Below are 23,318 nucleotides of genomic sequence, written 5' to 3'. Positions count from 1 at the left end.
ACCGGTATGCCCAGGCAGGTGGATCACGAGGGCCGACGCCTCGTCATCGCGGAGGCCGTGTGCCGACTCGCGGACGAACGCGGGCTGGAGGGCGTGACGCTGCGCGATGTCGCCGCCCTGGCGCAGGTGTCCATGGGCGCGGTGCAGCGGTGCTTCCGCACCAAGGAAGAGATGCTCGTGTTCGCCCTCGGACACATCGGCGAACGCATCGGCGAGCGCGTACGGGCGCGCCTCGTCAGGAGCCCGGCGCAGTCGGCCGCCACGGCCCTGGGCCATGCGGCCACCGAGGTCTCACTGCTGCGCGACGAACACCGGGCCGAGGCGAGGGTATGGCTCGCGTTCGTCGCGCAGGCCGCGGTCAGCGAGGTTCTCGCCAAGACCCTGAAGGAGAACTACGCGGCCCTGCAGGACGTGTTCACCCGTCTCATCTCCGAAGCCGGCGAGGACGCCGACGGGGCGACCGCGCCCCTCGACCCGCGCCTGGAGGCCCGTACCCTGCTGGCCCTTGCCGACGGGCTCACGGCACACGTCCTGATCGGGCACCTCACCCCGCGCGCGGCACGGGAGGTCCTCCACGCCCACCTCACCCACCTCTGGGAGCGACCGGGCCGGTCCTAGTGCTGTGACCGCACCAGCCATGAATTCGGCGGCAGGCTCAGAGCCGGTGCACCTGCGCCGACTCATCGACCCAGTGCCAGTTCACGGGAGCGGAACGCTTCTTCAGGGCGGTGCGCCGGGTGCCGTACGTGCGCAGCGCGTCCTCCACGGCCGACGGCAGATCGCCCAGGTCCTCCGGTACCGGCACGCGCGGCAGCAGGTTCTGTTCGCGGTGGACGAGGAGGAGTTCGCCGGCGGGAGTGCACTCCATGAGCGCGAAGCGGGTCAGGGCCTTGAACGGCTTGTCCTCGGTGGACATCCGGGTCCTCAGCCGTCCGTCGGAGCTCCAGGCGTAGAGGCCGTACCGGTTCAGGTGGAAGGCGCGGCCCCGGTGCGGGTCTGCGACCACGGTGAAGCAGAAGCCGGTGAACGGGCTGTCCTTGTAGGGGTCCAGGCCTTCCAGGCGGCCCGCCGGCCGGCCCTGGTCGTCCAGCAGGGCGAAGGTGAACGCCCCGCCGCGGTTGCCGGAGCGGTAGATGCGGCTGAAGACCGGCACGACGAAGAGGTCGTCGCCGAGGGGTGCGGGCCGGCCGAGCGTGCAGCCGTCGTACGTGTACGCGCCGGCGGTCGCGCAGGACGAGACGAGCTCGGTCAGCGAGGGCGAGGGCCGGTTGTCCCGGCCGACCGGCGCGCCCCGGAAGCGGACCCACGGGCGCAGGTCGGCGTCGGTCTGGCGCCCGGCCCGGTTCTCGAGCGAGGCGATGGCCCACAGCGTGGTCCTGGCCCCGGGGGCCAGCCGGCTGCCGGGCTCCGAGACGGCGACGATGTCGGGGCGTGCTCCCGCCCAGTTGCTCAGCCCGAACTCGGCCGTCACGCCCAGCAGCCTGCCCGACGGGGTGACCGAGAGGAAGGCGGCGTACGGCTCGCCCGGACCGGCCTCCCGCGCCGACCAGGCGAAGGGATCCACCAGGACTCCAGAAGCCGGCTCAGATCGGCGGAGACCAGGAAGGTGCTGCCGAGCCCCTCGGTGAGGGCGACCGTGCCGTCGGGCAGTACCGCCAGCGTCATGTCCCCGGCCTCGGGCATCCCCGAAGGCGAGCCGTCCGGGTGCGGCTGCGCGAACAGGGCCGTGTCCACGGGAGAACCGTCCGGCGTGTAGCGGGTGACGATCCCGTACGTGAAGTTCCCGTCGGCGGGATCCTTCAGCGGCTCCGCGGACCACCGGCAGCGGCGCGCCCCGTACAGCACGGCTCTGCCACTGACGCCCTGCGCCGCGCCGCAGGACTCCGGCCCCGCTACTTCAGGCCGAGCTCTTCGCAGGCGGACTTGAGCTTCTCCGTGCAGATTTCGGCCACCGTGTAGACACCGTCGTCGACCACGGTGGCCTTGACGTTGGCCTTGGTCAGTGAGATGCCCGGGACGAGGACCGAGGGCACGCGCTTGGTGGTCGGACTGTCGACGAGCTGGTTGATGACGCCGTCGAACTTCTCCCCCTTGGCGAGGGCGACGGCCATCTCCGCGGCGGCCGCGGCCTCGGGGGCGTACCGCTTGTACACGGTCATGAACTGCTCGCCCGCGACGATGCGCTGGACACCGGCGAGTTCGGCGTCCTGGCCGGTGACCGGGGGCAGGGTGGACAGGCCGGCGGCCTTGAGGGCGGTGATGATGCCGCCCGCCATGCCGTCGTTGGCGGAGTAGACGCCGATGACCTTGTCCTTGCCGAGCGCCGAGAGGGCGGCCGCCATGTTGGTGTTGGCGTTCTCCGGCTTCCACTCGACGGTGTCGTACTCCTTGCCGATGTTCACCTTGCCGTCGAGGACGGAGTGCGCGCCGGACTTGAAGAGCTTGGCGTTCGGGTCGGTGACCGAGCCGTTCATCATGACGATCTGGCCGTCCTTGGCCTTGTCGCCCAGCGCCTCGAGCAGCGCCTGGGCCTGGACCTTGCCGACGTCCTCGTTGTCGAAGGAGGTGTAGGCGTCGATCGGGCCCTCGGCCAGGCGGTCGTAGGCCACGACCGGGATGCCGGCGTCCTTGGCCTTCTTGACCGAGCCGGCGATGGCCTTGGAGTCCACCGCATCGATGATGAGGACGTTCACCTTGCCGGCGATCATCGTGTCGACCTGGGAACTCTGGGTGGCCGCGTCCTGCTTGGCGTTGGCGTAGACGACCTGTCCCTTGCCGCGCGTGAGTCTGGCGACCGCCTTCTCTATGAGCGGCTTGTCGAACTTCTCGTAGCGCGCGGTCTGGTTCTCCGGGAGCAGGAGACCGACCTTGATCGCGTCACTCTTGGCTGAGCGCCCCGGACCGCCGTCGTCCTCCTCCGCGCCGCCGCAGGCGGCGAGCGAGACCGTGATCGCCGAAGCGGCGACCACTACGACGGCACGACTCAGCTGTGAGTTCACGAGGTAAACCTCCCTGACGAGGCCGTATGCGTGCGGCCGGGGTAGGCGCAGTCAACTCGGCACACCCACCATCGTCAAGAAGTGAATTGTTAACGTGATGGCAACGTTGCCATCACCCTCCGCAGTGGCCCTTCGTTTCAACTTATGAATCGCACCGCGGGTCCAGTCGGGCCCGGATCGGTGACGGCGTTGCTCGACGCCACCGGGTTCTTCTTCGCGTCGGCGCAGGACGCGTTCCCCGGAGCGTCCGCGGCCGACTGGGACCGGGCCGCCGCCCTGGATCGCGGTGCGGTGGGACCGGACGGCGCCCGGCGGCTGGACCTCCGCTGCTTCGCCGTCGCCGACACCGACGGCGGCGCGGGCTGGACGCTGATCGATGCGGGTGTGGGCCCCGCCGAGGGCCCCGGGGCGCCCCGGTGCCCGGTGCCCGGCCGGCTGCCGGACCTGCTCGCGGATGCCGGAATCGACCGTGCGGACGTCCACACCGTGGGGCAGCCGTTCTTCCCCCGCGCCCGGTACGTCGTCCAGGGCGCGGAGACCGCCGCACTGGACCGGGGCGACGCGGTGTGGTCGTGGGTCGTGGAGCCGCTGCGGGCCGCCGGGCAGCTGCACGAGGTCGACGGCAGACACCGGCTGGGCCCCGGCATGACCCTGCTGCCCACGCCCGGGCACACCAACTCGCGAACCCGGCCGTGGCCTACTCCCACGAGCGCGACCCCGGAACCGCCCGCACGAGCCGGGAGGACCTGCTCGCGCAGGCCGCCGGCCGCCGGGCGCTGCTGGCCACGGCCCACCTGACCCGCCCCTTCGTGGAACCGCCGGCGCGACCCGGCCGGCAGCCACCGCGGGGGCAGCGGGGAACCCGGCCGTTGGCCCAGTCGGGGAGGGTTTCGGCGCGGCCGCCGCGACGTCCGAAACGGCGTGTCGGCGGCAGGTCAGTCTCTGAACAGACATGACCCACGGCTCGGCGGAGGTCTGTGCATGCCCACTGCTGACCGCGCTTCCCGTGGCCGGTGGGCCGTATACCCCGTCGCGGCGGTCGCGGGCTTCCTCGTCGGGCTGGTCGGCGGGGGCTTCCGCTGGTGCCTCGTACGGGCCGAGGAGCTGTACGGCTCCCTGCTGAGCACGTCGGAGCGGCTGGGCGGCCCGGGTTGGCTGCTTCCGGTGGTGGTCACGGCGGCGGGTGCCGCTGTCGCGTGCGCGATCGCCCGCCGCGTGCCCTCGGCCGCGGGGAGCGGTATCCAGGACGTCGAGGCCGTGTGGCGCGCCGAAGCGACGCCGCAGGGTTGGCGGCTCGTGCCGGCCAGGTTCGCGGGCGGCGTGATCGCCATGGGCTCGGGCCTGCTGCTCGGGCGGGAGGGCCCGACGGTGCACATGGGTGCGGTGATCGGGGCGGAGGCGGGGCGCCGTACGCGGCTCGGCGCACACGACATCACGCTGCTGCACACCTCGCTCGCCGGGGCCGGTCTCGCCGTGGCCTTCACGGCGCCCCTCGGGGGCCTGCTGTTCGTGTGCGAGGAAGTGACCAAGGCGGTCCGGGCGCGCCTGGTGCTCGTCACCCTGATCGGCACCGCGACGGCCGTCGGATGCTCCCAGCTGATGCTGGGCAGCCGCCCCGTCCTCCCGGTCCCGGCCGTGGCCGACCCGTCGATCGCGCTCCTGCCCGCCTTCCTCCTGTTCGGCGCGGCCACGGGAGTCCTGGGGGCGGGCTACAACCAGCTCCTCGTCGGGTTGCTGGCCTTCTGCGATCACGTGAGACGGGTCGGACCGGTTGCCCGGGCGGCCGTGATCGGGGCGGTCGTGGGCCTGCTGCTCTGCGCCGATCCGCTGCTGGGCGGCGGCGGGGAGCAGCTGAGCGAGCGCCTGCTGGACGGCGACGTGCCGGCGGTCACCGTACTCGCGGGGTACCTCGTGGTGCGGTTCGTGGCCGGTCCGCTCAGCTACGCGGCCGGCGCGCCGGGCGGGCTCTTCGCTCCCCTGCTGGCGCTGGGAGCCGTATGGGGGGCGCTCGTGCACGGGCTGGCGCAGCCTCTCCTCCCGGACGGGGCCTCCGCCGCCGTGCCCTTCGCGATCACCGGCATGGCCGCGCTGTTCTCGGCGGTCGTCCGCGCACCCGTCACCGGCATCGTACTCACCGTCGAGATCACGGGCTCCACCGCGCTGCTCGTTCCGCTGCTCACCGCCTGCTTCGCTGCGACGCTGACCGCCGACCGGATGGGGAGCACGCCGGTCTACGACAGCCTGCGCCTGCGCATGACCGGGTCCTCCTGAAGCCGACGCCTGGGGATCCCCCGGGGCCCGCGTGACTCCAGTCACTTCGAGCGGCGGATAGGACATGACTTCCGGGGCAGGGGGCATGCGCGGAAATTGCCAGGTCACCGCGGGTCTCCCGGGGTGACGCAAACCGGGGGTACCTGGAGGTACGGAGCGTCGTGTCGGAGCAGAAGACCATCTACACAGCGGGGACGTGGCGGTCCGCGGCATCAGGAGCCGCACGGGAGATCCTGGATCCGGCGGACGCCTCCGTCCTCGCCGTGGTCGCCGAGGGCGGCGCCGCCGACGCCGACGCGGCCGTGCGCGCCGCCCGGGCCGCCTTCGACAGCGGACCGTGGCCGGGCACGCCGGTCGCCGAGCGTGCGGCGCTGCTGCGCCGCACGGCCGACCTGCTCCAGCGCGACCGCGAGCGCATCGGCCTCCTGGAGAGCCGGGACGCGGGCAAGACGCTCGAAGAGGGCCGCGTGGACGTGGACTGCGTCATCGACGCCTTCCGCTACTTCGCCGCCCTCGTCATCGGTGAGAGCGCGGGCCGCGTCGTGGACGCCGGCTCCCCCGACATCCACAGTGTCGTCGTCCACGAGCCGGTCGGGGTGTGCGCCCTGATCACCCCGTGGAACTATCCGCTGCTCCAGGCCAGCTGGAAGATCGCCCCTGCCCTGGCGGCGGGCAACACCTTCGTGATCAAGCCGAGCGAGATCACTCCGCTGACCACCGCCGCCCTGGTCGAGCTCCTGGCGGAGGCGGGCCTGCCCGCCGGAGTCGCCAATCTCGTCACCGGAGCGGGTGATCCGGTCGGCGCCCGCCTCGCCGCCCATCCCGATGTCGACCTGGTGTCCTTCACCGGCGGACTCGCCAGCGGTACGAAGGTCATGCGCGCGGCAGCCGAAACGGTCAAGAAGGTCGCCCTCGAACTCGGGGGAAAGAACCCCAACGTCGTCTTCGCCGACGCCTGCGCCACCGAGAAGGGCTTCGACACCGCCGTCGACCAGGCCCTCAACGCCGCCTTCATGCACAGCGGCCAGGTGTGCTCGGCCGGCTCGCGCCTGATCATCGAAGAGTCGCTGCGCGAGCGCTTCGTCACCGAACTGGCCCGCCGCGCCGAGAAGATCCGCATCGGCCGGGGCACCGACCCCGGTGTCGAATGCGGCCCGCTGGTCTCCGCCGCCCAGCTCGAGCGGACCGAGGCGTACGTCGCCTCCGCGCTCGCCGAGGGCGCCGTGCTGCGCTCCGGCGGCGAACGGCCGGACGGCCCGGGCTACTTCTACCGCCCCACCGTCCTCGACCGCTGCCACCGCCGCATGCGCGTGGTCCGCGAGGAGGTCTTCGGCCCGGTCCTGACGGTCGAGACCTTCCGCACCGAGGACGAGGCCGTCGCCCTCGCCAACGACACCGAGTACGGGCTGGCCGGCGGCGTCTGGACCGCGGACCAGGGCCGCGCCCGCCGGGTGGCGGGCCGGCTGCGGCACGGCACCGTCTGGATCAACGACTTCCACCCGTACCTGCCGCAAGCCGAATGGGGCGGCTTCGGGAAGTCCGGGATCGGACGCGAACTCGGCCCGTCCGGCCTGGCCGAGTACCGCGAGACCAAGCACGTGTACCAGAACCTCGCTCCGCGCCCCGTGCGCTGGTTCGCGGGCTGAGGGCAGGAGAGGCATGAACGAGAACACGACCACCACGCAGCACGACGAGCACGCATACGGGCACCGGCACGAGCACGAATACGACTACGTCGTCGTCGGCGGCGGCACCGCCGGCTCGGTGATCGCCTCCCGCCTCACCGAGGACCCGGACGTCACCGTCGCCGTCATCGAGGGCGGCCCGAGCGACGTCGACCGCCCCGACGTGCTCACCCTGCGCCGCTGGATGGGGCTGCTCGGCGGCGAACTCGACTACGACTACCCCACCACCGAGCAGCCGCGCGGCAACTCGCACATCCGGCACAGCCGGGCCCGCGTCCTGGGCGGCTGCTCCTCGCACAACACGCTCATCGCCTTCAAGCCGCTCCCGTCCGACTGGGACGAGTGGTCGCAGGCGGGCGCCGAGGGGTGGCACGCGTCCGCCATGGACCCGTACTTCGACCGGCTCCTCAACAACATCGTCCCGGTCGGCGATGCGGACCGCAACGCCATCGCCCGCGACTTCGTGGACGCGGCCCAGTCCGCGCTCGGCGTGCCGCACGTCGAGGGCTTCAACCGGAAGCCGTTCCACGAGGGCGCCGGATTCTTCGACCTCGCCTATCACCCGGAGACCAACAAGCGCTCGTCCGCCTCGGTGGCGTACCTCCACCCGGTGATGGACGACCGGCCCAACCTGCGGATCCTGCTCGAGACCTGGGCGTACCGCATCGAGCTGGACGGCACCCGGGCGCGCGGCGTCCACGTGCGCGCCGCGGACGGCACCACGGCGCTGATCACCGCCCGCCGGGAGGTGGTGGTGTGCGCCGGCGCCGTGGACACCCCGCGCCTGCTGCTGCACTCCGGCATCGGGCCCCGCGAGGACCTCGAGGCCCTCGGCATACCTCCGGTCCACGACCTGCCCGGCGTCGGCGAGAACCTCCTCGACCACCCGGAGTCCGTGATCGTCTGGGAGACGGACGGCCCGATCCCCGAGAACTCGGCGATGGACAGCGACGCGGGACTGTTCGTCCGGCGCGACCCGGACTCCCCCGGTCCCGACCTGATGTTCCACTTCTACCAGATTCCCTTCACCGACAATCCGGAGCGGATCGGCTACGAACGCCCCGCGCACGGCGTCTCCTTGACCCCGAACATCCCCAAGCCGCGCAGCCGCGGCCGCCTTTCCCTCACCAGCGCGGACCCGGAGGTCAAACCCGCCCTCGACTTCCGCTACTTCACGGACGAGGACGACTACGACGCCCGGACGCTGGTCGACGGCATCAAGCTGGCCCGCGAGATCGCCGCGGCCGAGCCGCTGGCCGGCTGGCTGAAGCGCGAGGTGTGCCCCGGTCCGGAGGTCACCGACGACGAGGCGCTGAGCGCGTACGCCCGCTCGGTGGCGCACACCGTCTACCACCCGGCCGGCACCTGCAAGATGGGCGCCGCCGACGACGAAAGGGCCGTTGTGGGACCGGACTTGAAGGTGCGGGGGCTGGACGGCATCCGCATCGCGGACGCCTCCGTCTTCCCGACGATGCCCGCGGTCAACCCGATGATCGGAGTACTCATGGTCGGCGAGAAGGCGGCCGAGCTGCTGGGCGGCGAGGTCCGGTGACCGCGCCCCGCACCACCGGCTCCGCCGCGTCCGGCGCGGAGGCCGCGCCCGTGTTCTCCGTACAGGGCCTGTGGAAGGTCTTCGGCCCCCGGCGCAAGGCCGCCCTGGTGCCGGGCTCCGAGCACGCCGCGCTGTCCGCCGCCGAACTGCGCGAGCGCACGGGCTGCACGGCCGCCGTCCGCGACGTCACCTTCGACGTCCGCAAGGGCGAGGTCTTCGTCGTCATGGGCCTGTCGGGTTCGGGCAAGTCCACGCTGGTGCGCTGCCTGACGCGGCTGATCGAGCCCACCGCCGGATCCCTGGCGATCGACGGCGAGGACGTCCTCGCCATGGACCAGGGCCGGCTGCGCGAACTGCGCCGCCACCGCGCATCCATGGTCTTCCAGCACTTCGGCCTGCTGCCGCACCGCACCGTCCTCGACAACGTTGCCTACGGCCTGGAGATCCAGGGCATGGGCCGCGCCGACCGGCGCGCCAAGGCGGCCGAGATGGTCGGCAAGGTCGGCCTCGAAGGCCTTGAGGACCGCCGGCCCGGTCAGCTGTCCGGCGGCCAGCAGCAGCGCGTCGGTCTCGCGCGCGCCCTGGCGGCCGATCCCGAAGTGCTTTTGTTCGACGAGCCGTTCAGTGCGCTCGACCCGCTGATCCGCCGGGAGATGCAGGGCGAGGTGGCCCGGCTGCACCACGAGGAGGGCCGCACGATGGTCTTCATCACCCACGACCTGTCCGAGGCCCTGCGCCTCGGCGACCGGATCGCGCTGATGCGCGACGGCCGGATCGTGCAACTCGGCACCCCCGAGGAGATCGTGGGCTCGCCCGCCGACGACTACGTACGGGACTTCGTCCGCGACGTGCCGCGCGAGCAGGTGCTCACCGTGCGCAGCGCGATGCGCCCCGCGAGGGACGGCGAGGCCGGTCAGGGGCCTGCGCTGACCACCGCGACCACGGTGGTGGAAGCCATCGAGGCCGTTGCCCGCAGCGGCGGCCCGGCGCGGGTGGTCGACGACGGCCGGTGCCTGGGTGTCGTCGACGACGCGGGACTGCTCGCGGTGGTGGCCGGTCTGCCGGCCGCGGCGGGGCGGGGGGTGGCGGCATGACGCGCCGTTCCCGCGCTCACCGCGTCACCCTCCTCACCGGCGCGGGGAGGCGGCGCGGATGACCACGACCACCAGACCCGTACGGGACCCCGGAGGTCCCGGGAGCCATGGCCGGTCCGGACAACCGGCCGGGCGGCCCGGCGGCGGACAGTCCGGTCGCCCGCGGTCCGCCGCCGTCCGTGCGCCCGGCCGGCGCCTGCAGGCCCTGCTGCTCGACCAGCGCGCCGGCCGCAGGGTGCTGCCCCTCGCCGTCGCCGCGCTGGTGCTGCTCCCGCTCGCGATCGCCTTCCCGGGGGCCGGAAGCTGGCCCGCCGCCCTCGCCGTCGACCTCTCCGGGCCGCTCGGCCGGGCGGGGGACTGGATCATCGACAACCGCGACGGCCACCCGCTCTTCCTCTACTTCTTCGGGCACGTCAGCAACGCCGTGGTGGTGTCCGTCCGCGCGGTGTACGCCGTCCTGCTCGCCGCGGGCTGGATCGGCGTCACCGCGCTGGCCGGCCTGGTCGCCCTGCGTCTGGCGGGTCTGCGGCTCGCCGTCACCTGCGTGGCCGCGTTCGCCGTGTGCGGGCTGCTCGGCATGTGGGTGCCGACGATGCAGACGCTCGCCCTGATGGTCGTGGCCGTCGCCGCTTCCGTCGCGGTCGGCGCCCTCCTCGGGCTCGCCACCGGGCTGTCGCCGCGTGCCGACCGCGCGCTGCGCCCCGTACTCGACACGATGCAGGTCCTGCCCGCCTTCGCGTACCTGCTGCCGATGGTGCTGGTCTTCGGGATCGGCGTACCGGCCGCCGTGCTCGCCACCGTGGTGTACGCGGCGCCGCCGATGGCCCGGCTGACGGCGCTCGGCCTGCGCGAGGCCGACGCCGGGGTGCTGGAGGCCGCGGACTCGCTGGGCGCGACCGGGCGCCAGCGCCTGCTGACCGCGCGGCTCCCGCTGGCCCGCCGACAGATCCTGCTCGGCGTCAACCAGGCCATCATGATGGCGCTGTCGATGGCCGTCATCGCCTCCGTGATCGGTGCGGGCGGCCTCGGCGACCGGGTCTACCAGGCCCTCGCGTCGGTCGACGTCGGTGCGGCGCTCGCCGCCGGCATCCCCATCGTGCTGCTCGCGGTGGTCCTGGACCGCACGGCCGGCGCGGCGGGCGACCGGTGGGGCGCCGCCCCCCTTCCCTCCTACCGGCAGCCGCTGCTGCGGCGGGTGTTCGAGGGCTGGTACGGGCGGCTGCTCACCGTCCTCACGGCCGTCGCCGCCGCCGTCGCGGGCCGGATGGCGGGCACGTCCCTGTGGCCGGAGTCCTGGACCGTGCCGATCGCGGAGCCGGTCAACCGGGCGGTCGGCTGGATGACCGACCACCTCCACTCCGGCGTGCCCGTGGTGGGCGGCACCGCCGACTGGGCGGCCGGCTTCACCGGCTGGATCCTGGACCCGCTGCGCTCCGGACTGCAGGCCACCCCCTGGTGGCTGCTCCTGCTCGGGGTCGGCGCGCTCGGCCTGCTGGCCGGTACCTGGCGCACCGCGCTGACCGCCGTGCTCGCCCTGGCGGCCATCGGTGTGCTCGGCGTGTGGGAGCCGTCCCTCGACACCCTGTCGCAGGTGCTGGCCGCCGTGGCCGTCACCCTCGTCCTCGGGTTCGCGATCGGCATCGCGGCCGCCCGCAGTGCGCGCGCCCAGCGTCTGCTGCGTCCGGTGCTCGACGTGTGCCAGACCATGCCGCAGTTCGTCTACCTCATCCCGGTGGTCGCGCTGTTCGGCGTCGGGCGGGCGCCCGCCGCGGCCGCCGCCGTCGTGTACGCGCTGCCCGCCGTCGTACGCATCACCGCCTCGGGCCTGCGCGAGGTGAGCCCGGCGGCCCTGGAGTCGGCCCGCTCGCTCGGCGCCACCGGGTCGCAGCAGCTGCGACAGGTCCAGTTCCCTCTTGCCAGGCCCGCGTTGCTGCTGGCCCTGAACCAGGCGGTGGTGCTGGTACTCGCCGTCGTCATCATCGGAGGCCTGGTCGGCGGTGGCGCGCTCGGCTACCAGGTGGTGCTCGGCCTCGCCCAAGGCGACCTGGCCACCGGTCTGGTGGCCGGCGCCGCGATCGTCTGTCTCGGTCTGATGCTCGACCGGATCACCCAGCCCGCGAAGGAGGCCTGACATGCCCGGCACCCCTGGCAGCGCCGAAATGAACGGGAACCGTCGGCGGCGCGGCCGCCGCCGCCTCGGCGCGTTCGCCGCGGTGACCGCCCTGTCCGTGCTCACCGGGTGCGGCGCGGCCGACATGACCCGCCAGGCCTCCCCGTACGCGGCCGCTGAGGGCGCGAAGACCGTCACCCTCTCCGTGCAGTCCTGGGTCGGCGCACAGGCGAACACCGCCGTCGCCGCCTACCTCCTCGAACACGAGCTGGGCTACCGGGTCGACACCGTCCAGGTGGACGAGGTCCCCGCGTGGGACGCGCTCAGCCAGGGCCGGGTCGACGCGATCCTGGAGGACTGGGGTCACCCGGAGCAGGAGAAGCGGTACGTCCAGGACAAGAAGACCATCACCGCGGGCGGGGACCTGGGCGTGACCGGCCACATCGGCTGGTTCGTGCCCACGTACTTCGCCGAGGCCCATCCGGACGTCACCGACTGGAAGAACCTCGACCGGTACGCCGACCAGCTGCGGACCGCCGAAAGCGGCGGGAAGGGCCAGCTGCTGGACGGCTCCCCGTCGTACGTCACCAACGACAAGGCGCTGGTGAAGAACCTGGACCTGGACTTCGAGGTCGTGTTCGCCGGCTCCGAGGCCGCGCAGATCACGCAGATCAGGCAGTTCGCGAAGGAGCGCAAGCCGTTCCTCACGTACTGGTACAAGCCGCAGTGGCTGTTCGAGCGGGTTCCGATGACGGAGGTGGAGCTGCCCGAGTACCGGGAGGGCTGCGACGCGGATCCGGAGCGGGTGGCCTGCGCCTATCCGCACACGCCGCTGCAGAAGTACCTCAACACGCGGTTCGCGGACACGGGCGGGAAGGCCGCCGAGTTCCTGAAGCGGTTCCGCTGGAGCGTCGAGGAGCAGAACGAGGTGGCGCTGATGATCGCCGAGGAGAAGCTGCCGCCCGAGCAGGCGGCGAAGAAGTGGGTGGAGCGCAACGAGCCGGTGTGGAGGCCGTGGGTGCGCTGACCCGAAGGCCGGGGCCGCCGCATCCCCCCTCGGGTGCGGCGGCCCCGGCGCGTTCGCGGGCGGTGCCTCCTACTGGGCGGACACCTTCAGCAGCTTGTTCGGGGTGCCGCTGCTCGGGTTGGTGATCTTCCCCGGGGTCGCCCCCGTGGTCAGGGCCTGTGCGACCTGGGCGGGCGAGGCCTCCTTGTGCCCGGCCAGGTAGAGGGCGGCGGCTCCGACCACATGAGGGGTGGCCATGGAGGTGCCGGAGATGGTCTTCGTACCGCTGTCACTGTCGTTCCAGGCGGACGTGATGTCCGAGCCCGGTGCGTAGAGGTCCACCACCTTGCCGAAGTTGGAGAACGAGGACTGGGAGTCGTCGGCCGCGCTGGAGGCCACCGTGATGGCCTCGGGGACCCGCGAGGGCGAGCCCTGCCCGGCGTCGGAGGATTCGTTGCCCGCCGCGACACCGAAGGTGACACCGGCGGCTATCGACCGGCGTACGGCCTCGTCGAGCGCCTCGTCGGCGCCGCCGCCGAGGCTCATATTGGCGACGGACGGCCCGCTGTGATTCTTCGTCACCCAGTCGATGCCCGCGACGACCTGCTCGGTGGTGCCCGAACCGTTGTCGTCGAGCACCCGGACGGCGACGACCTTGGCCTTCTTGGCCACCCCGTGGGAGGTGCCCGCGATGGTCCCGGCGACGTGCGTGCCGTGCCCGTTGCCGTCGTCGGCGGTCTCGTCGTTGTCGACCGCGTCGAAGCCGTGCGTGGCCCGGCCGCCGAAGTCCTTGTGGCTGATCCGTACGCCGGTGTCGATGACGTACGCCGTGACGCCCTCGCCGCCCGCGTCGGGGTACGTGTACTTCTTGTCCCCTGCGGTCGCCGTCTGGTCGATGCGGTCGAGGCCCCAGGACGGGGGGTTGGGCTGGGTGGTGCTGATGGAGAACTTCTTGTTCTGGACGACCTTGCCCACGGCCGGGTCGGCCGCGAGGCGCTTGGCTGCCGTCTCCGAAAGCCCGGCCGCGGAGAAGCCGTTGACCGCGGACGTGTAGGTGCGCTTCAGCTCGCCGCCGTACTTCTTGACGAGCGCCTCCCGGTCGGCGTCCTTGTCGAGTATGACGATGTAGCTGCCGCTGAGCGCGCCGGGTGCGCCGAGCCCGTACACCGTTCCCTCAGCGGGGGTGTTCGCGCCGGCGAGGGGGGACAGCAGCATGCAGACACCGGTTGCAGTGGCGACTCCCGTGGCCACTGCAAGAACTCGGAAGCCGCGCGAACGGGTGCGTGCGTGCTTGTGAGTTGACATGAAGGGAGTACTCCTCGTGTTGACGTGTGGGGCGTCAAGGCGTGTTGCATGACCCCCTCTGGAGCCGAAAGATCTCCGGGGGTCAGCTCGAAACCCTGACCGATTACCGGAGTTGATTCAAGGCCGCCCTGCGCGTCGGCCTTGTTCAACAAGGTTTCTTAAAGAGACCTCCGCGCGGGCCCCTCGGAATGACCACACTCTTCGAATCACCCACACATACGCGTCACTTGCCGGTGCATTCGCGAACACATTCCTGAAACACAACGGATCATGACCCCTCCGAGTACGTCCGCACCCGCCCTGGAGGGCTCACAGCATGACGCGCCCTGCGCGACGGCACGGCCGGCCAGCTGCACGCCTGGGTCGCCGGATTCGGGGAACGGGGCATCGACTCCGGCCAGTTCACCGGCTGCGACGTCGCGGCGCCCGGCACGCTGGTCCTGGCCCTGTGCGACGGCCTCGGTATCCGTCGACTATCCGGCCAGGCCGTTCTCGCCGAGCGGGCGCACGTCGCCGGTGCCCAGGGTGATCGCGAAGCGGGGCCGCATGGGCTCCTCGCCGCGGCGGGAGAGCAGCACGATGTCGTGGACCCGCGCCGACATGCTGCCGAGGCGGGCGGCACACTCCGCGGCCAGGTTCCGCGGGTCATGGGTGCGGCCGAGTGACAGGTGCGGCGTGAACCGCGGGAACCGGCCGCGGCACAGGGGGAAGGGCTCGGCCAAGGCGGCCTGGAGCCTCGTCCAGGGGGCCGGCCCGGCTGCGGCGGGGTCCAGCCACACGGTGGAGTACGCGCGGTGCCGGAAGGCGTGCACTCCGCCGAGGCGGACGTCGAACGGCTCGCTGCGCGCGGCCGCGTCGGCCAGGAGCGGGACCGCCGCCGGGAAGTCGGCCTCCGGGACGAATCCGAAGACCAGGTTCACGTGCGGTGGCCAGCGGCGGATCTGCGGGTCGTGCTCGGCGCGAATGCTCTGGATCGCAGGCCACAGTCCGTCCGGCGGGAGCCACACCACGGCGGTCCGCGGTGTGGGCGCGACCTGGAGGAGCCCTGGGATCCCGGTTCCGCCACCGGAGGTCGGGGACACGTTCACACGGTACCGGACCCGTCGCTGCCGAGGCGTCCGGAACCTGCCCGGACGCCGCCGACGTGGGCCGTGCGACCGGCCGGCACCCCGGCCGCACGGCTCACGGGCGCGTCAGAGGCGCGCGGCGCGCTGGAGCTTGCCCCAGTCGACGAACTTGAAGTCGGTGTCGGTACGGGCCTCTCCGTCGGGTCCGGGGGTCTGCGGGGTGTTCGCGCCGTCCTGGACGACCAGCAGGCCGTGCGGGAACCTCCTGCCCAGCGGGGCGCTGGTGACGGCGGCTCCGTCGCAGACCTCCGAGCCGTCGGGCGCGCCGGGCTTGCCGCCCGCGGTGATCCGGAAGCTGCGCACGAAGGCATTGCGGTCGTCGCGGTCGAACACGGCGAAGGTGTCGGCGCCTTGGGCGGACGCGATGAGGTAGCCGTCGCTGCGGGGGTCCTCGGGGTCGCGCCAGATCGTCAGGCCCTCCACGTCGGCGCTGATGTGCCGGCCGCCGAAGCCCGGGTCGGCGCCCGCGTCGCACTCCTCGGTCTGCGGGTTCCAGGTGCCGGGCACGCCGTAGGAGCGGACCTTCTCGATCAGGCGGGCCGGGGAGCGCAGGTCCGCGTCGAGCTTCCAGATGCCCACGTCCTCCTGGCCCGCGTACAGGTCGCCGGTGTCCGGGTCGACGACCATGCCCTCCACCTGGGGAAGTTCGCCGGGTTCGGCACACGGCGTCCAGCCGGTCCCGTCGGGCAGGGTGAAGGAGGACGGCAGGGTGACGGTGCGGACGAGGCGGTAGCCGACCTTTCCGCGCGCATCCGGTGCGAGTTCGGCCAGCGCGAGCTTGGTGTCGTGGCGCCGGCTGGCCACCGCGAACGAACGGCCGCGGCGGCGGTCGGTGTAGGCGGCCAGCCCGTACGCGGTGCGCTGGTCGTCGACCTCGTCCTGATCGGCGGAGAAGACCAGCGGGGCCGCCGCCTCGTCGGTGACGTCGACGAGGGGCGCGCTCGGGCGGTCGGGGTCGATCCGGTAGAAGCGCAGCCGGTCGTGGCCCCGGTCGGAGACGACCGCCACGTCGTGGCGGCCGTCGGGGAAGCGCAGCCCGGTGATCAGGTCGACGTTGTTGAAGCGCCCGGGCTTGTCGCCGTCCCGCGGGGGCGGCGGCGCCGGCAGGCTCTGGACCTGACGCCCGTCCAGGTCGTACACCCGCAGGCCGCCTTCCTTGGCGGTGGCGATCACCAGGCTGCGGTCGGGATCGGACGCGTTCCGCCAGATCGCCGGGTCGTCGGCGTTGGCGTTGCCACCCGCCTCGTCGTCGAAGAGGGACGGCGTCTCGACGGAGGCCGATACCTCGGGCAATGACGGGGTCGGGAGATGCGGCTGTGGCTGTGCGTGCGCCGGTACGGCGATCATGCCGAGGGCCGCGAGGGTCGCCGCGGCGACGAACGGCGATCGCCTGCTCGGGGTCACACTCATAGTGCCTCCTGCTCACGGAGTCCGGTTGAGGTGCTGGGCGCCCGTCACCCTGGTCTACTCGCGAGTAGCCGACGTGGAGGCGATGTGGCGCGCGCATGAGCGTGCGATGAACCCCGGTGGGATGCTGCGCCGGGAGCCGTGGCGCACCCGGGCGCCCCGGGCAGCAGCCGCACGAACATTGGAGCGCTGAGCACACATGACCAGCAACCCCGCAGCCGTCTCCCGTCAGGAGTTCGACGCGCTCTTCGCCTCCGTCCGCACCTGGGGCCAGTGGGCCGCGCCCGACCGCGGCGCCTGGAACAGGGTGACAGCGGGCCACGTACGGAGGGCCGGCGCGCTGGTCCGGTCCGGCACGGTCGTCCCGATGGGGAGGCCCTGGGACACCCGTCCGGGACCGGACAACGCGAAGCCCGCGCTGCACTACATGTCCGACCTCGGCGACGTGGAGGACCCGGAACCGTCCGTCTACAAGGACTTCCTCGCCGTCGACTACCACGGCAAGGGCGTCACGCATCTCGACGCGCTGTCACACGTCGCCTACCGGGGGCTGCTCTACGACGGCCGCGAGGCGCGCGAGAGCGTCGATGCCGCGGGCGCCCGGTTCGGCGCGGTGTCGGCACTCGGCCCCCTGGTCACCAAGGGCGTACTCCTCGACCTGCCCGCCGCGCTCGGGGTCCGCTGGCTCGAGCCGGGGCATGCGGTGCACGCACGGGACGTCATCGCCGCGGAGCAGGCACTCGGCGTGGCGATCGAGGACGGCGATGCCCTGCTGCTGCGCTCCGGCGCCTTCCGCCGCCGCCGGGAGACCGGCCCCTGGGACCCCGCCGCGGCGAGCGCGGGCTGGCACGTGAGCGCCGTGCCGCTGCTGGCGGAGCGGGGCATCGCCCTGCTGGGCGGGGACGGGGACAGCGACGTACGGCCGTCGCCGGTCGAGGGCGTGCACTCCCCCGTCCACGCGCTCGCGGTCGCCGCGATGGGGGTGCCCCTCCTGGACAACCTCGACCTCGAGCCGCTCTCCGCCGCCTGCGCCGAGGCGGGCCGGTACGCGTTCATGCTCGTCGTGACGCCGCTGAACGTCCCCGGCGGTACGGGCTCGCCGGTCAATCCGGTCGCGATCCTGTGAGAGGCCCCGGCCGGTCGATCCCTCCGCCTCCACCACCCACCCGCAAAACGTGAGGAATATACTCAGACCGGGCGATCGAGCACTTCCGGTGAGGGGAGTGGTGCAGATGGGGGTCGTAGACGACCGCATCGGCCCCGTGCGTTCCCGTGACCGATTCCTCCACGGCGAAGCGGTCGAGTCCGTCGAGGGGAGCGTGAGAAGTCCGATCCTGAGCTCCTGGCAGCGCAGCCGGCTGCTGGGGCTGTCGCCGGACCAGTCCGAGCTTCCCTTCACATCGGACTTCGACCCGGACGGCAGGCTCGTGCGCGCCGCCCGGCCCGTGCTCGACCGGCTCCAATCCATCTTCTCCGGCAGCCGGATGAACATCTGTCTCGCCGATGGACACGGCACCGTGCTCGAACGCCGTTTCGGAGAGAAGTCCATGGTCCGGCGTCTCCCGGCGATCCAGCGCATCCCCGGGTTCGTGTTCGCCGAGCAGTTCGCCGGGACCAACGGCATAGGTCTGACCCTCGCGGAGCGGCGGCTCTGCCAGGTGTACGGCGCCGAGCACTTCGCCGAGCGGTCCCAGGCGAGCGCCTGCACCGCGATCCCCGTGCGCGACCAGCTCAACGGGCACATCGAGGGCGTCCTGTGCCTCGGCTATCCCTACACGGATGCGGACCCTGCCCTGGTCCCGGTGGTGCGCAGGGCGGCCGAAGCCATCGAGAGACGGCTGATGCAGCAGAGTTCGGCGCGCGAGCGGGGCCTGCTGCACGCGTACCTCGATGCCGAGAGCCGTGCCCGGACCGGCGAGGACGCCCGGAACGCGTACCCGATCGGAATGGACGAGCTGCTCCAGAGCGAGCTGGAGCAGAGCGACCAGACGACGCTCAAGGAGAAGGCCACGGAGCTGATGGCCTCGGCCCGGCGGGCCGCCGCCGAGGTGCCCCTGTCCCGCGGCCGGCAGGTCACCCTCGTGAGCCGTCCCGTGACGAGCGCCTCCGGGGTGGAGGGCCTCGTCATCGAGGTACTCCTCCCCGACGAGTCGGAGCGGCACGCCCCCGCGCCCGCCCACACCCCGGCCCCCGCCGCCACCGCCCCACCGCCCGGCCCCCTTGCCCGCGGCGCACCCGGCCCGACCGCGCCCGGCCCGGCAGCATCCCGCCCGGCCGCACCCGGCACCGCCGACTCCGCCGACGGCATGGTCAGAGGGCTCGTGCTGGTGGGCGAGCCCGAGGTGGGAAAGTACGCCGTCGCGGCACGACGCCGCCTGGAGTTGCTGGCCGAGGCCAGCAACCGCATCGGCACCACCCTGGACGTGAGCCGCACCGCCTGGGAACTCGCCGAGATCGCGGTGCCGCGCCTGGCCGACTTCGTCACCATCGACGTGCCCGAGGCCGTACTGCGCGGCGAGGAGTCCCCCAATCCCACCACCCACATGCGGCGCACGGTGGTCCACGGCATCCGCGAGGACTGCCCCTTCTACCCGGTGGGAGAGCAGGTCAGCCTCCGCCCGACCACTCCCCACATGCGCTGCCTGATCACCGGCGGGCCCGTACTGGAGCCCGATCTGCGGGCCGCCTTCGGCTGGATCGCCCAGGACCCCGAGCACGCCGAGCTGCTCCTCGCCCACAGCATCCACTCCCTCATCGCCGTCCCGCTGCTCGCCCGCGGCGTCCTCCTGGGCATCGCCGGCTTCTACCGTTCCCAGGACCCCGCCCCCTACGGGGACGACGACCGCTCGCTGGCCCAGGAACTCGCCGCCCGCGCCGCCCTGTGCATCGACAACGCCCGCCGCTACACCCGTGAACACACCCTGGCCCTGTCCCTGCAGCGCAGCCTGCTCCCGCGCGGCCTCCCCGAACAGGAGGCCGTCGAGGTCGCCCACCGCTACCTGCCCGCGGAGCACGGTGTGGGCGGCGACTGGTTCGACGTCATCCCCCTCTCCGGGACCCGCGTGGCCCTCCTCGTCGGCGATGTCGTCGGCCACGGGCTGCACGCCGCCGCCACGATGGGCCGGCTGCGCACCGCCGCCCGCAACTTCGCCGAACTGGAACTCGCCCCCGACGAGCTCCTCACCCACCTGGACAACCTCATGGTCCGCCTCGACCGCGAGGAGGGCGGGGACGACGGGAACGGCGGGCACCACCCCGCCGCCGGCATCGTCGGCGCCACCTGCCTGTACGCCATCTACGACCCCACCTCTCAGGAGTGCACCATGGCCCGCGCCGGCCACCCCCCGCCCGCGCTGGTCCGGTCCGACGGCACCGTGGCGTTCCTCGACCTGCCCGCCGGACCCCCGCTCGGCCTCGGCGGGCTGCCCTTCGAGTCGGTCGCGTTCCACCTCCCCGAGAACAGCCAGCTGGTGCTGTTCACCGACGGACTCATCGAGGACCGGCACCGGGACATCGACCTGGCCCTCGACGACCTGCGCCGCGTACTGGCCCACCCGGACCGCGCCCCCGAGGACACCTGCCAGGCGGTCCTCGACGCGATGGCACCCGAACACCCCGGCGACGACATCGCACTCCTCGTCGCCCGCACCCACGCCGTACCCCCCGACCGGATCGCCACCTGGGACCTGCCCGCCGACCCGGCCCGGGTCTGCGACGTCCGCTCCGCCGCCGTGGACCAGCTGAGCCGGTGGGGCCTGGACGAGGCCGCCTTCGCCACGGAACTGCTGCTCAGCGAGCTGGTCACCAACGCCGTCCGCTACGGCGCCGGGCCCATCCGGGTACGGCTCATCCGCGACCGCACGCTGATCTGCGAGGTGTACGACACCAGCAGCACGGCGCCGCGCATGCGCCACGCGGCCACCACCGACGAGGGCGGCCGCGGCCTGTTCCTCGTCGCGCAGCTCGCCCAGGCCTGGGGCACGCGCTACACCACCGAGGGCAAGGTCATCTGGGCCGAGTGCGCCCTGGCCGCGGCATGACCCGCACCAGCACCTCTGGCCGATATACCGGAATTGCGTCACATGTCCCCGTAGGATTTCCCGTGCAGTCGGGAAGAACTCGGAGGCCGACCCCCGGAGAAGTCTGTGCATGACGCTCCCGACACCTCGACGGGCCCGCCTTCGCGGTTCGGCGGCGAACCCCTCGTCCGCGTCCGCGGTCTGAGCAAACGATTCGGCGGCACCCTGGCGCTGGCCTCGGTCGACCTCGACCTCCACCGGGGCAGCGTGCTCGCCCTGCTCGGTCCCAACGGTGCCGGGAAGTCCACCCTCATCAAGGTGCTCGCCGGGGTCCACCACGCCGACGAGGGCGACGTGACCGTGGCCGGACACCCGCTCGGCTCGCACGCCGCCACCCGGAACATGTCCTTCATCCACCAGGACCCCGGTCTCGTCGCGTGGATGACGGTGGCCGAGAACATCGCCCTGGGCACCGGCTATCCGCGCCGCTGGGGGCTGGTCTCCTGGCGGCGGACCCGCGAACGCTGCCGCGAGGCCCTCGCCGTCGTCGCCGGGCACCTGGACCCCGACAGCCGGATCGCCGACCTCGCTCCCGCCGAGCGCTCGCTCGTCGCCATCGCCCGCGCCCTCGCGACACGGGCCGAGCTCATCGTCCTCGACGAGCCGACCGCCACCCTCCCCGCCGCGGACTGCGCCCGGCTCTTCGACGTCCTGCACGCGCTGCGCGACCGGGGGCACGGCATCCTCTACGTCAGCCACCGGCTCGACGAGGTGTACCGGGTAGCCGACACCTTCGCCGTCCTGCGCGACGGCCGCCTGGCCGACCGGGGGCCGCTGGCCGGCCACAGCCCGGCCCGTCTGGTGCACGCCATCGTCGGCCGCGAACCGGCCGGCTACGCACCGGCCGCGCACCCGGCCGCCGGCCCGCCCCTCCTGAGCCTCGACGGCGTGCGGACCGCGTCCACCGGACCGGTCGGCCTGGACCTGCGCAGGGGCGAGATCCTCGGCATGGTGGGTCTGACCGGCGCCGGCCACATGGAGCTGGGCCGCGCCCTCGCCGGCGCCCGGCCGATCCTCGCCGGACGGGCGCTGCTGGACGGGCGCCCGTACCGCCCGCGCACGGTCGCCGACGCCCTCGGCTCCGGCGTCGGCTTCGTGGCGGGCAACCGTCAGGAGGAGGGCTGCGCCGCCGAACTGACCGTACGGGAGAACTTCCTGGCGAACCCCCGGGCAGCCGGTGTGCCGGCCTGGCACTGGATCAGCCCGCGGCGCGAGCGCGCCACGGCCGCCGCCCTCATCGACCGGTTCTCGGTGCGGCCCCGCGACAGCGAGGTGCCGATCGCCACCCTGTCCGGCGGCAACCAGCAGAAGGTCATGGTCGGGCGGTGGCTCCGGGGGAACCTGCGCCTGCTCGTCCTCGAGGAGCCGACGGCCAGCGTGGACGTCGGCGCCAAGGCCACGATCTACCGGCTGCTCGACGACGCGCTGGCCTCCGGGCTGGCGGTGCTGCTCCTCTCCACCGATTTCGAAGAGGTCGCGGGCGTGTGCCACCGCGCCCTGGTGTTCGTCCGCGGGACGGTGGCCGCCGAGCTGTCCGGCGCCGCCCTCACCGTCGCCGAACTGACCCGGACCGCCTCGGCCATGCCCCCCATCACCGGAGCTGCAACGAGCCGATGACCCTCACCCCCTCGCCCCGGTCCGTACGGGGCCGCCTTCGCGGGCACCACATCGGCGCCTACGGGCTCCTGGCCCTCGCCGCCCTGCTCTTCCTGGTGTTTTCCCTCGCCCTGCCGGCGACCTTTCCCACGCAGGACAACATCTCCTCGATCCTGTCCAACCAGTCGATCCCCGCCATCCTGGCGCTCGGCGCGACGCTCCCCATCGCCACCGGCCGGTTCGACCTGTCCATCGGCTACGGTCTCGGCCTGGCGCACGTGATGGTGATGCAGCTCGTCGTCGACGAGGGCTGGCCGTGGCCGCTCGCCTGCCTGGTGGTCGTGTGCGCAGCGGCGGTGGTCGGCGCGCTCAACGGCGTGATCGTCGAGTTCGGGCAGATCGACTCCTTCATCGCCACGCTCGGCACCGGCAGCATGATGTACGCCGTCACCGGCTGGATCACCGAGGGCGGCCGGATCGTTCCCGGCCCGGACGGCCTGCCCGCCTCCTTCACCGGCCTCTACGACTCCCGGTTGCTCGGCCTGCCGGTACCCGCCTTCTACGTCCTGGCCGTCGCGGCCGTCCTCTGGCTGGTACTGGAACGGCTCCCGCTCGGCCGGTACATGTACGTCATCGGCTCCAACCCGCGCGCCGCCGGCATCATCGGCATCCCCACCCGCACCTACTCCATCTACGCCTTCGCGGGATCGAGCCTGGTCGTCGGCTTCGCCGGCGTCCTGCTCGCGGCCCAGCAGCAGACCGGCAACCCGAGCGTCGGGCTGGACTACCTGCTGCCCGCCTTCGTCGGCGCCCTGCTCGGGTCCACCACGATCAGGCCCGGCCGCGCCAACGCCGCCGGCACCGTCGTGGCCGTCGCCGTCCTCGCCATCGGCCTCGCCGGGATCGGCCAGCTCGGCGCCGAGTTCTGGGCCACGCCGCTGTTCAACGGCGGCACCCTGCTCATCGCGGTCGGCCTGGCCGGGTACTCGGCGCGCCGCCGGCTGCGCACCGGCGAAAGACAGCCGCCTCCGGAACACGTCCAGAACACGTCGTGAGCATGTTGTGAGCGCGTCGTACGCGCACCCGC

General features: G+C 72.8%; 17 protein-coding genes. 12 read left to right on the top strand and 5 right to left on the bottom strand.

Annotated features, from left to right (window positions below; translation table 11 throughout):
- Nucleotides 1-6: 6 nt before the first annotated feature.
- Complete coding sequence (locus ACIPUC_RS12180; protein WP_446589046.1) at nt 7-618, top strand: TetR/AcrR family transcriptional regulator; 612 nt, start codon at nt 7-9, stop codon at nt 616-618.
- Between the two features lie 37 nt (nt 619-655).
- On the opposite strand, the gene ACIPUC_RS12175 is transcribed toward ACIPUC_RS12180, so the two are convergent.
- Nucleotides 656-1,564: a hypothetical protein gene (locus ACIPUC_RS12175; protein ID WP_446589045.1), complete on the bottom strand. Its 909-nt coding sequence runs from the start codon at nt 1,562-1,564 to the stop codon at nt 656-658.
- Nucleotides 1,565-1,892: 328 nt separating this feature from the next.
- The gene (locus ACIPUC_RS12170; RefSeq protein ID WP_446589044.1) at nt 1,893-2,999 is read right to left on the bottom strand and encodes a sugar ABC transporter substrate-binding protein; all 1,107 of its coding nucleotides are present in this window, start codon (nt 2,997-2,999) and stop codon (nt 1,893-1,895) included.
- A gap of 180 nt (nt 3,000-3,179) precedes the next feature.
- Here ACIPUC_RS12170 and ACIPUC_RS12165 point away from each other — a divergent pair, with 180 nt between their 5' ends.
- The 7 genes from ACIPUC_RS12165 (at nt 3,180) to ACIPUC_RS12135 (ending at nt 12,738) form a co-directional block, all read left to right on the top strand.
- On the top strand, nt 3,180-3,797 hold the full coding sequence (locus ACIPUC_RS12165; protein WP_446589043.1) for a hypothetical protein: 618 nt from the start codon (nt 3,180-3,182) through the stop codon (nt 3,795-3,797).
- Nucleotides 3,798-3,980: 183 nt separating this feature from the next.
- Entirely contained in the window at nt 3,981-5,270 is a 1,290-nt protein-coding gene (locus tag ACIPUC_RS12160; RefSeq protein WP_446589042.1) for a ClC family H(+)/Cl(-) exchange transporter, read from the top strand.
- 161 nt (nt 5,271-5,431) lie between these two features.
- On the top strand, nt 5,432-6,916 hold the full coding sequence (locus ACIPUC_RS12155; protein ID WP_446589041.1) for an aldehyde dehydrogenase family protein: 1,485 nt from the start codon (nt 5,432-5,434) through the stop codon (nt 6,914-6,916).
- Nucleotides 6,917-6,929: 13 nt separating this feature from the next.
- Complete coding sequence (locus tag ACIPUC_RS12150; protein WP_446589040.1) at nt 6,930-8,507, top strand: GMC family oxidoreductase; 1,578 nt, start codon at nt 6,930-6,932, stop codon at nt 8,505-8,507.
- On the top strand, nt 8,504-9,601 hold the full coding sequence (locus ACIPUC_RS12145) for a quaternary amine ABC transporter ATP-binding protein (RefSeq protein WP_446589039.1): 1,098 nt from the start codon (nt 8,504-8,506) through the stop codon (nt 9,599-9,601). The genes ACIPUC_RS12150 and ACIPUC_RS12145 overlap by 4 nt, the downstream gene beginning before the upstream one ends.
- 58 nt (nt 9,602-9,659) lie before the next feature.
- Nucleotides 9,660-11,732, top strand: a complete 2,073-nt coding sequence (locus tag ACIPUC_RS12140; RefSeq protein ID WP_446589038.1) for an ABC transporter permease subunit — start codon at nt 9,660-9,662, stop codon at nt 11,730-11,732.
- Nucleotides 11,733-11,760: 28 nt separating this feature from the next.
- Nucleotides 11,761-12,738 (top strand): ABC transporter substrate-binding protein, encoded by a 978-nt coding sequence (locus ACIPUC_RS12135; protein WP_446589696.1) that lies wholly within the window; start codon nt 11,761-11,763, stop codon nt 12,736-12,738.
- A gap of 69 nt (nt 12,739-12,807) precedes the next feature.
- Here the strand turns inward: ACIPUC_RS12135 and ACIPUC_RS12130 are convergent, their stop codons facing one another.
- From ACIPUC_RS12130 to ACIPUC_RS12120, 3 genes are all read right to left on the bottom strand, one after another.
- The gene (locus ACIPUC_RS12130) at nt 12,808-14,022 is read right to left on the bottom strand and encodes a S8 family serine peptidase (protein ID WP_446589037.1); all 1,215 of its coding nucleotides are present in this window, start codon (nt 14,020-14,022) and stop codon (nt 12,808-12,810) included.
- A 473-nt stretch (nt 14,023-14,495) separates the two neighbouring features.
- Nucleotides 14,496-15,104, bottom strand: a complete 609-nt coding sequence (locus tag ACIPUC_RS12125) for a 2'-5' RNA ligase family protein (RefSeq protein WP_446589036.1) — start codon at nt 15,102-15,104, stop codon at nt 14,496-14,498.
- A 111-nt stretch (nt 15,105-15,215) separates the two neighbouring features.
- Nucleotides 15,216-16,559, bottom strand: coding sequence for a phytase (locus ACIPUC_RS12120; RefSeq protein WP_446589035.1), 1,344 nt, complete (start codon nt 16,557-16,559; stop codon nt 15,216-15,218).
- A gap of 196 nt (nt 16,560-16,755) precedes the next feature.
- On the opposite strand from ACIPUC_RS12120, the gene ACIPUC_RS12115 reads away from it, so the two are divergent.
- The 4 genes from ACIPUC_RS12115 (at nt 16,756) to ACIPUC_RS12100 (ending at nt 23,286) form a co-directional block, all read left to right on the top strand.
- The gene (locus ACIPUC_RS12115) at nt 16,756-17,682 is read left to right on the top strand and encodes a cyclase family protein (protein ID WP_446589034.1); all 927 of its coding nucleotides are present in this window, start codon (nt 16,756-16,758) and stop codon (nt 17,680-17,682) included.
- A gap of 106 nt (nt 17,683-17,788) precedes the next feature.
- On the top strand, nt 17,789-20,596 hold the full coding sequence (locus ACIPUC_RS12110; protein ID WP_446589033.1) for a SpoIIE family protein phosphatase: 2,808 nt from the start codon (nt 17,789-17,791) through the stop codon (nt 20,594-20,596).
- Nucleotides 20,597-20,701: 105 nt separating this feature from the next.
- Nucleotides 20,702-22,252 (top strand): sugar ABC transporter ATP-binding protein, encoded by a 1,551-nt coding sequence (locus ACIPUC_RS12105; RefSeq protein ID WP_446589032.1) that lies wholly within the window; start codon nt 20,702-20,704, stop codon nt 22,250-22,252.
- On the top strand, nt 22,249-23,286 hold the full coding sequence (locus ACIPUC_RS12100) for an ABC transporter permease (protein WP_446589031.1): 1,038 nt from the start codon (nt 22,249-22,251) through the stop codon (nt 23,284-23,286). Before ACIPUC_RS12105 ends, ACIPUC_RS12100 begins: the two co-directional genes overlap by 4 nt.
- Nucleotides 23,287-23,318 lie beyond the last annotated feature (32 nt).

The organism is Streptomyces sp. LARHCF249 (assembly GCF_052871255.1).
The sequence above is the reverse complement of the archived record's forward strand: the minus strand, read 5'-3'. Positions and strand labels throughout refer to the sequence as shown.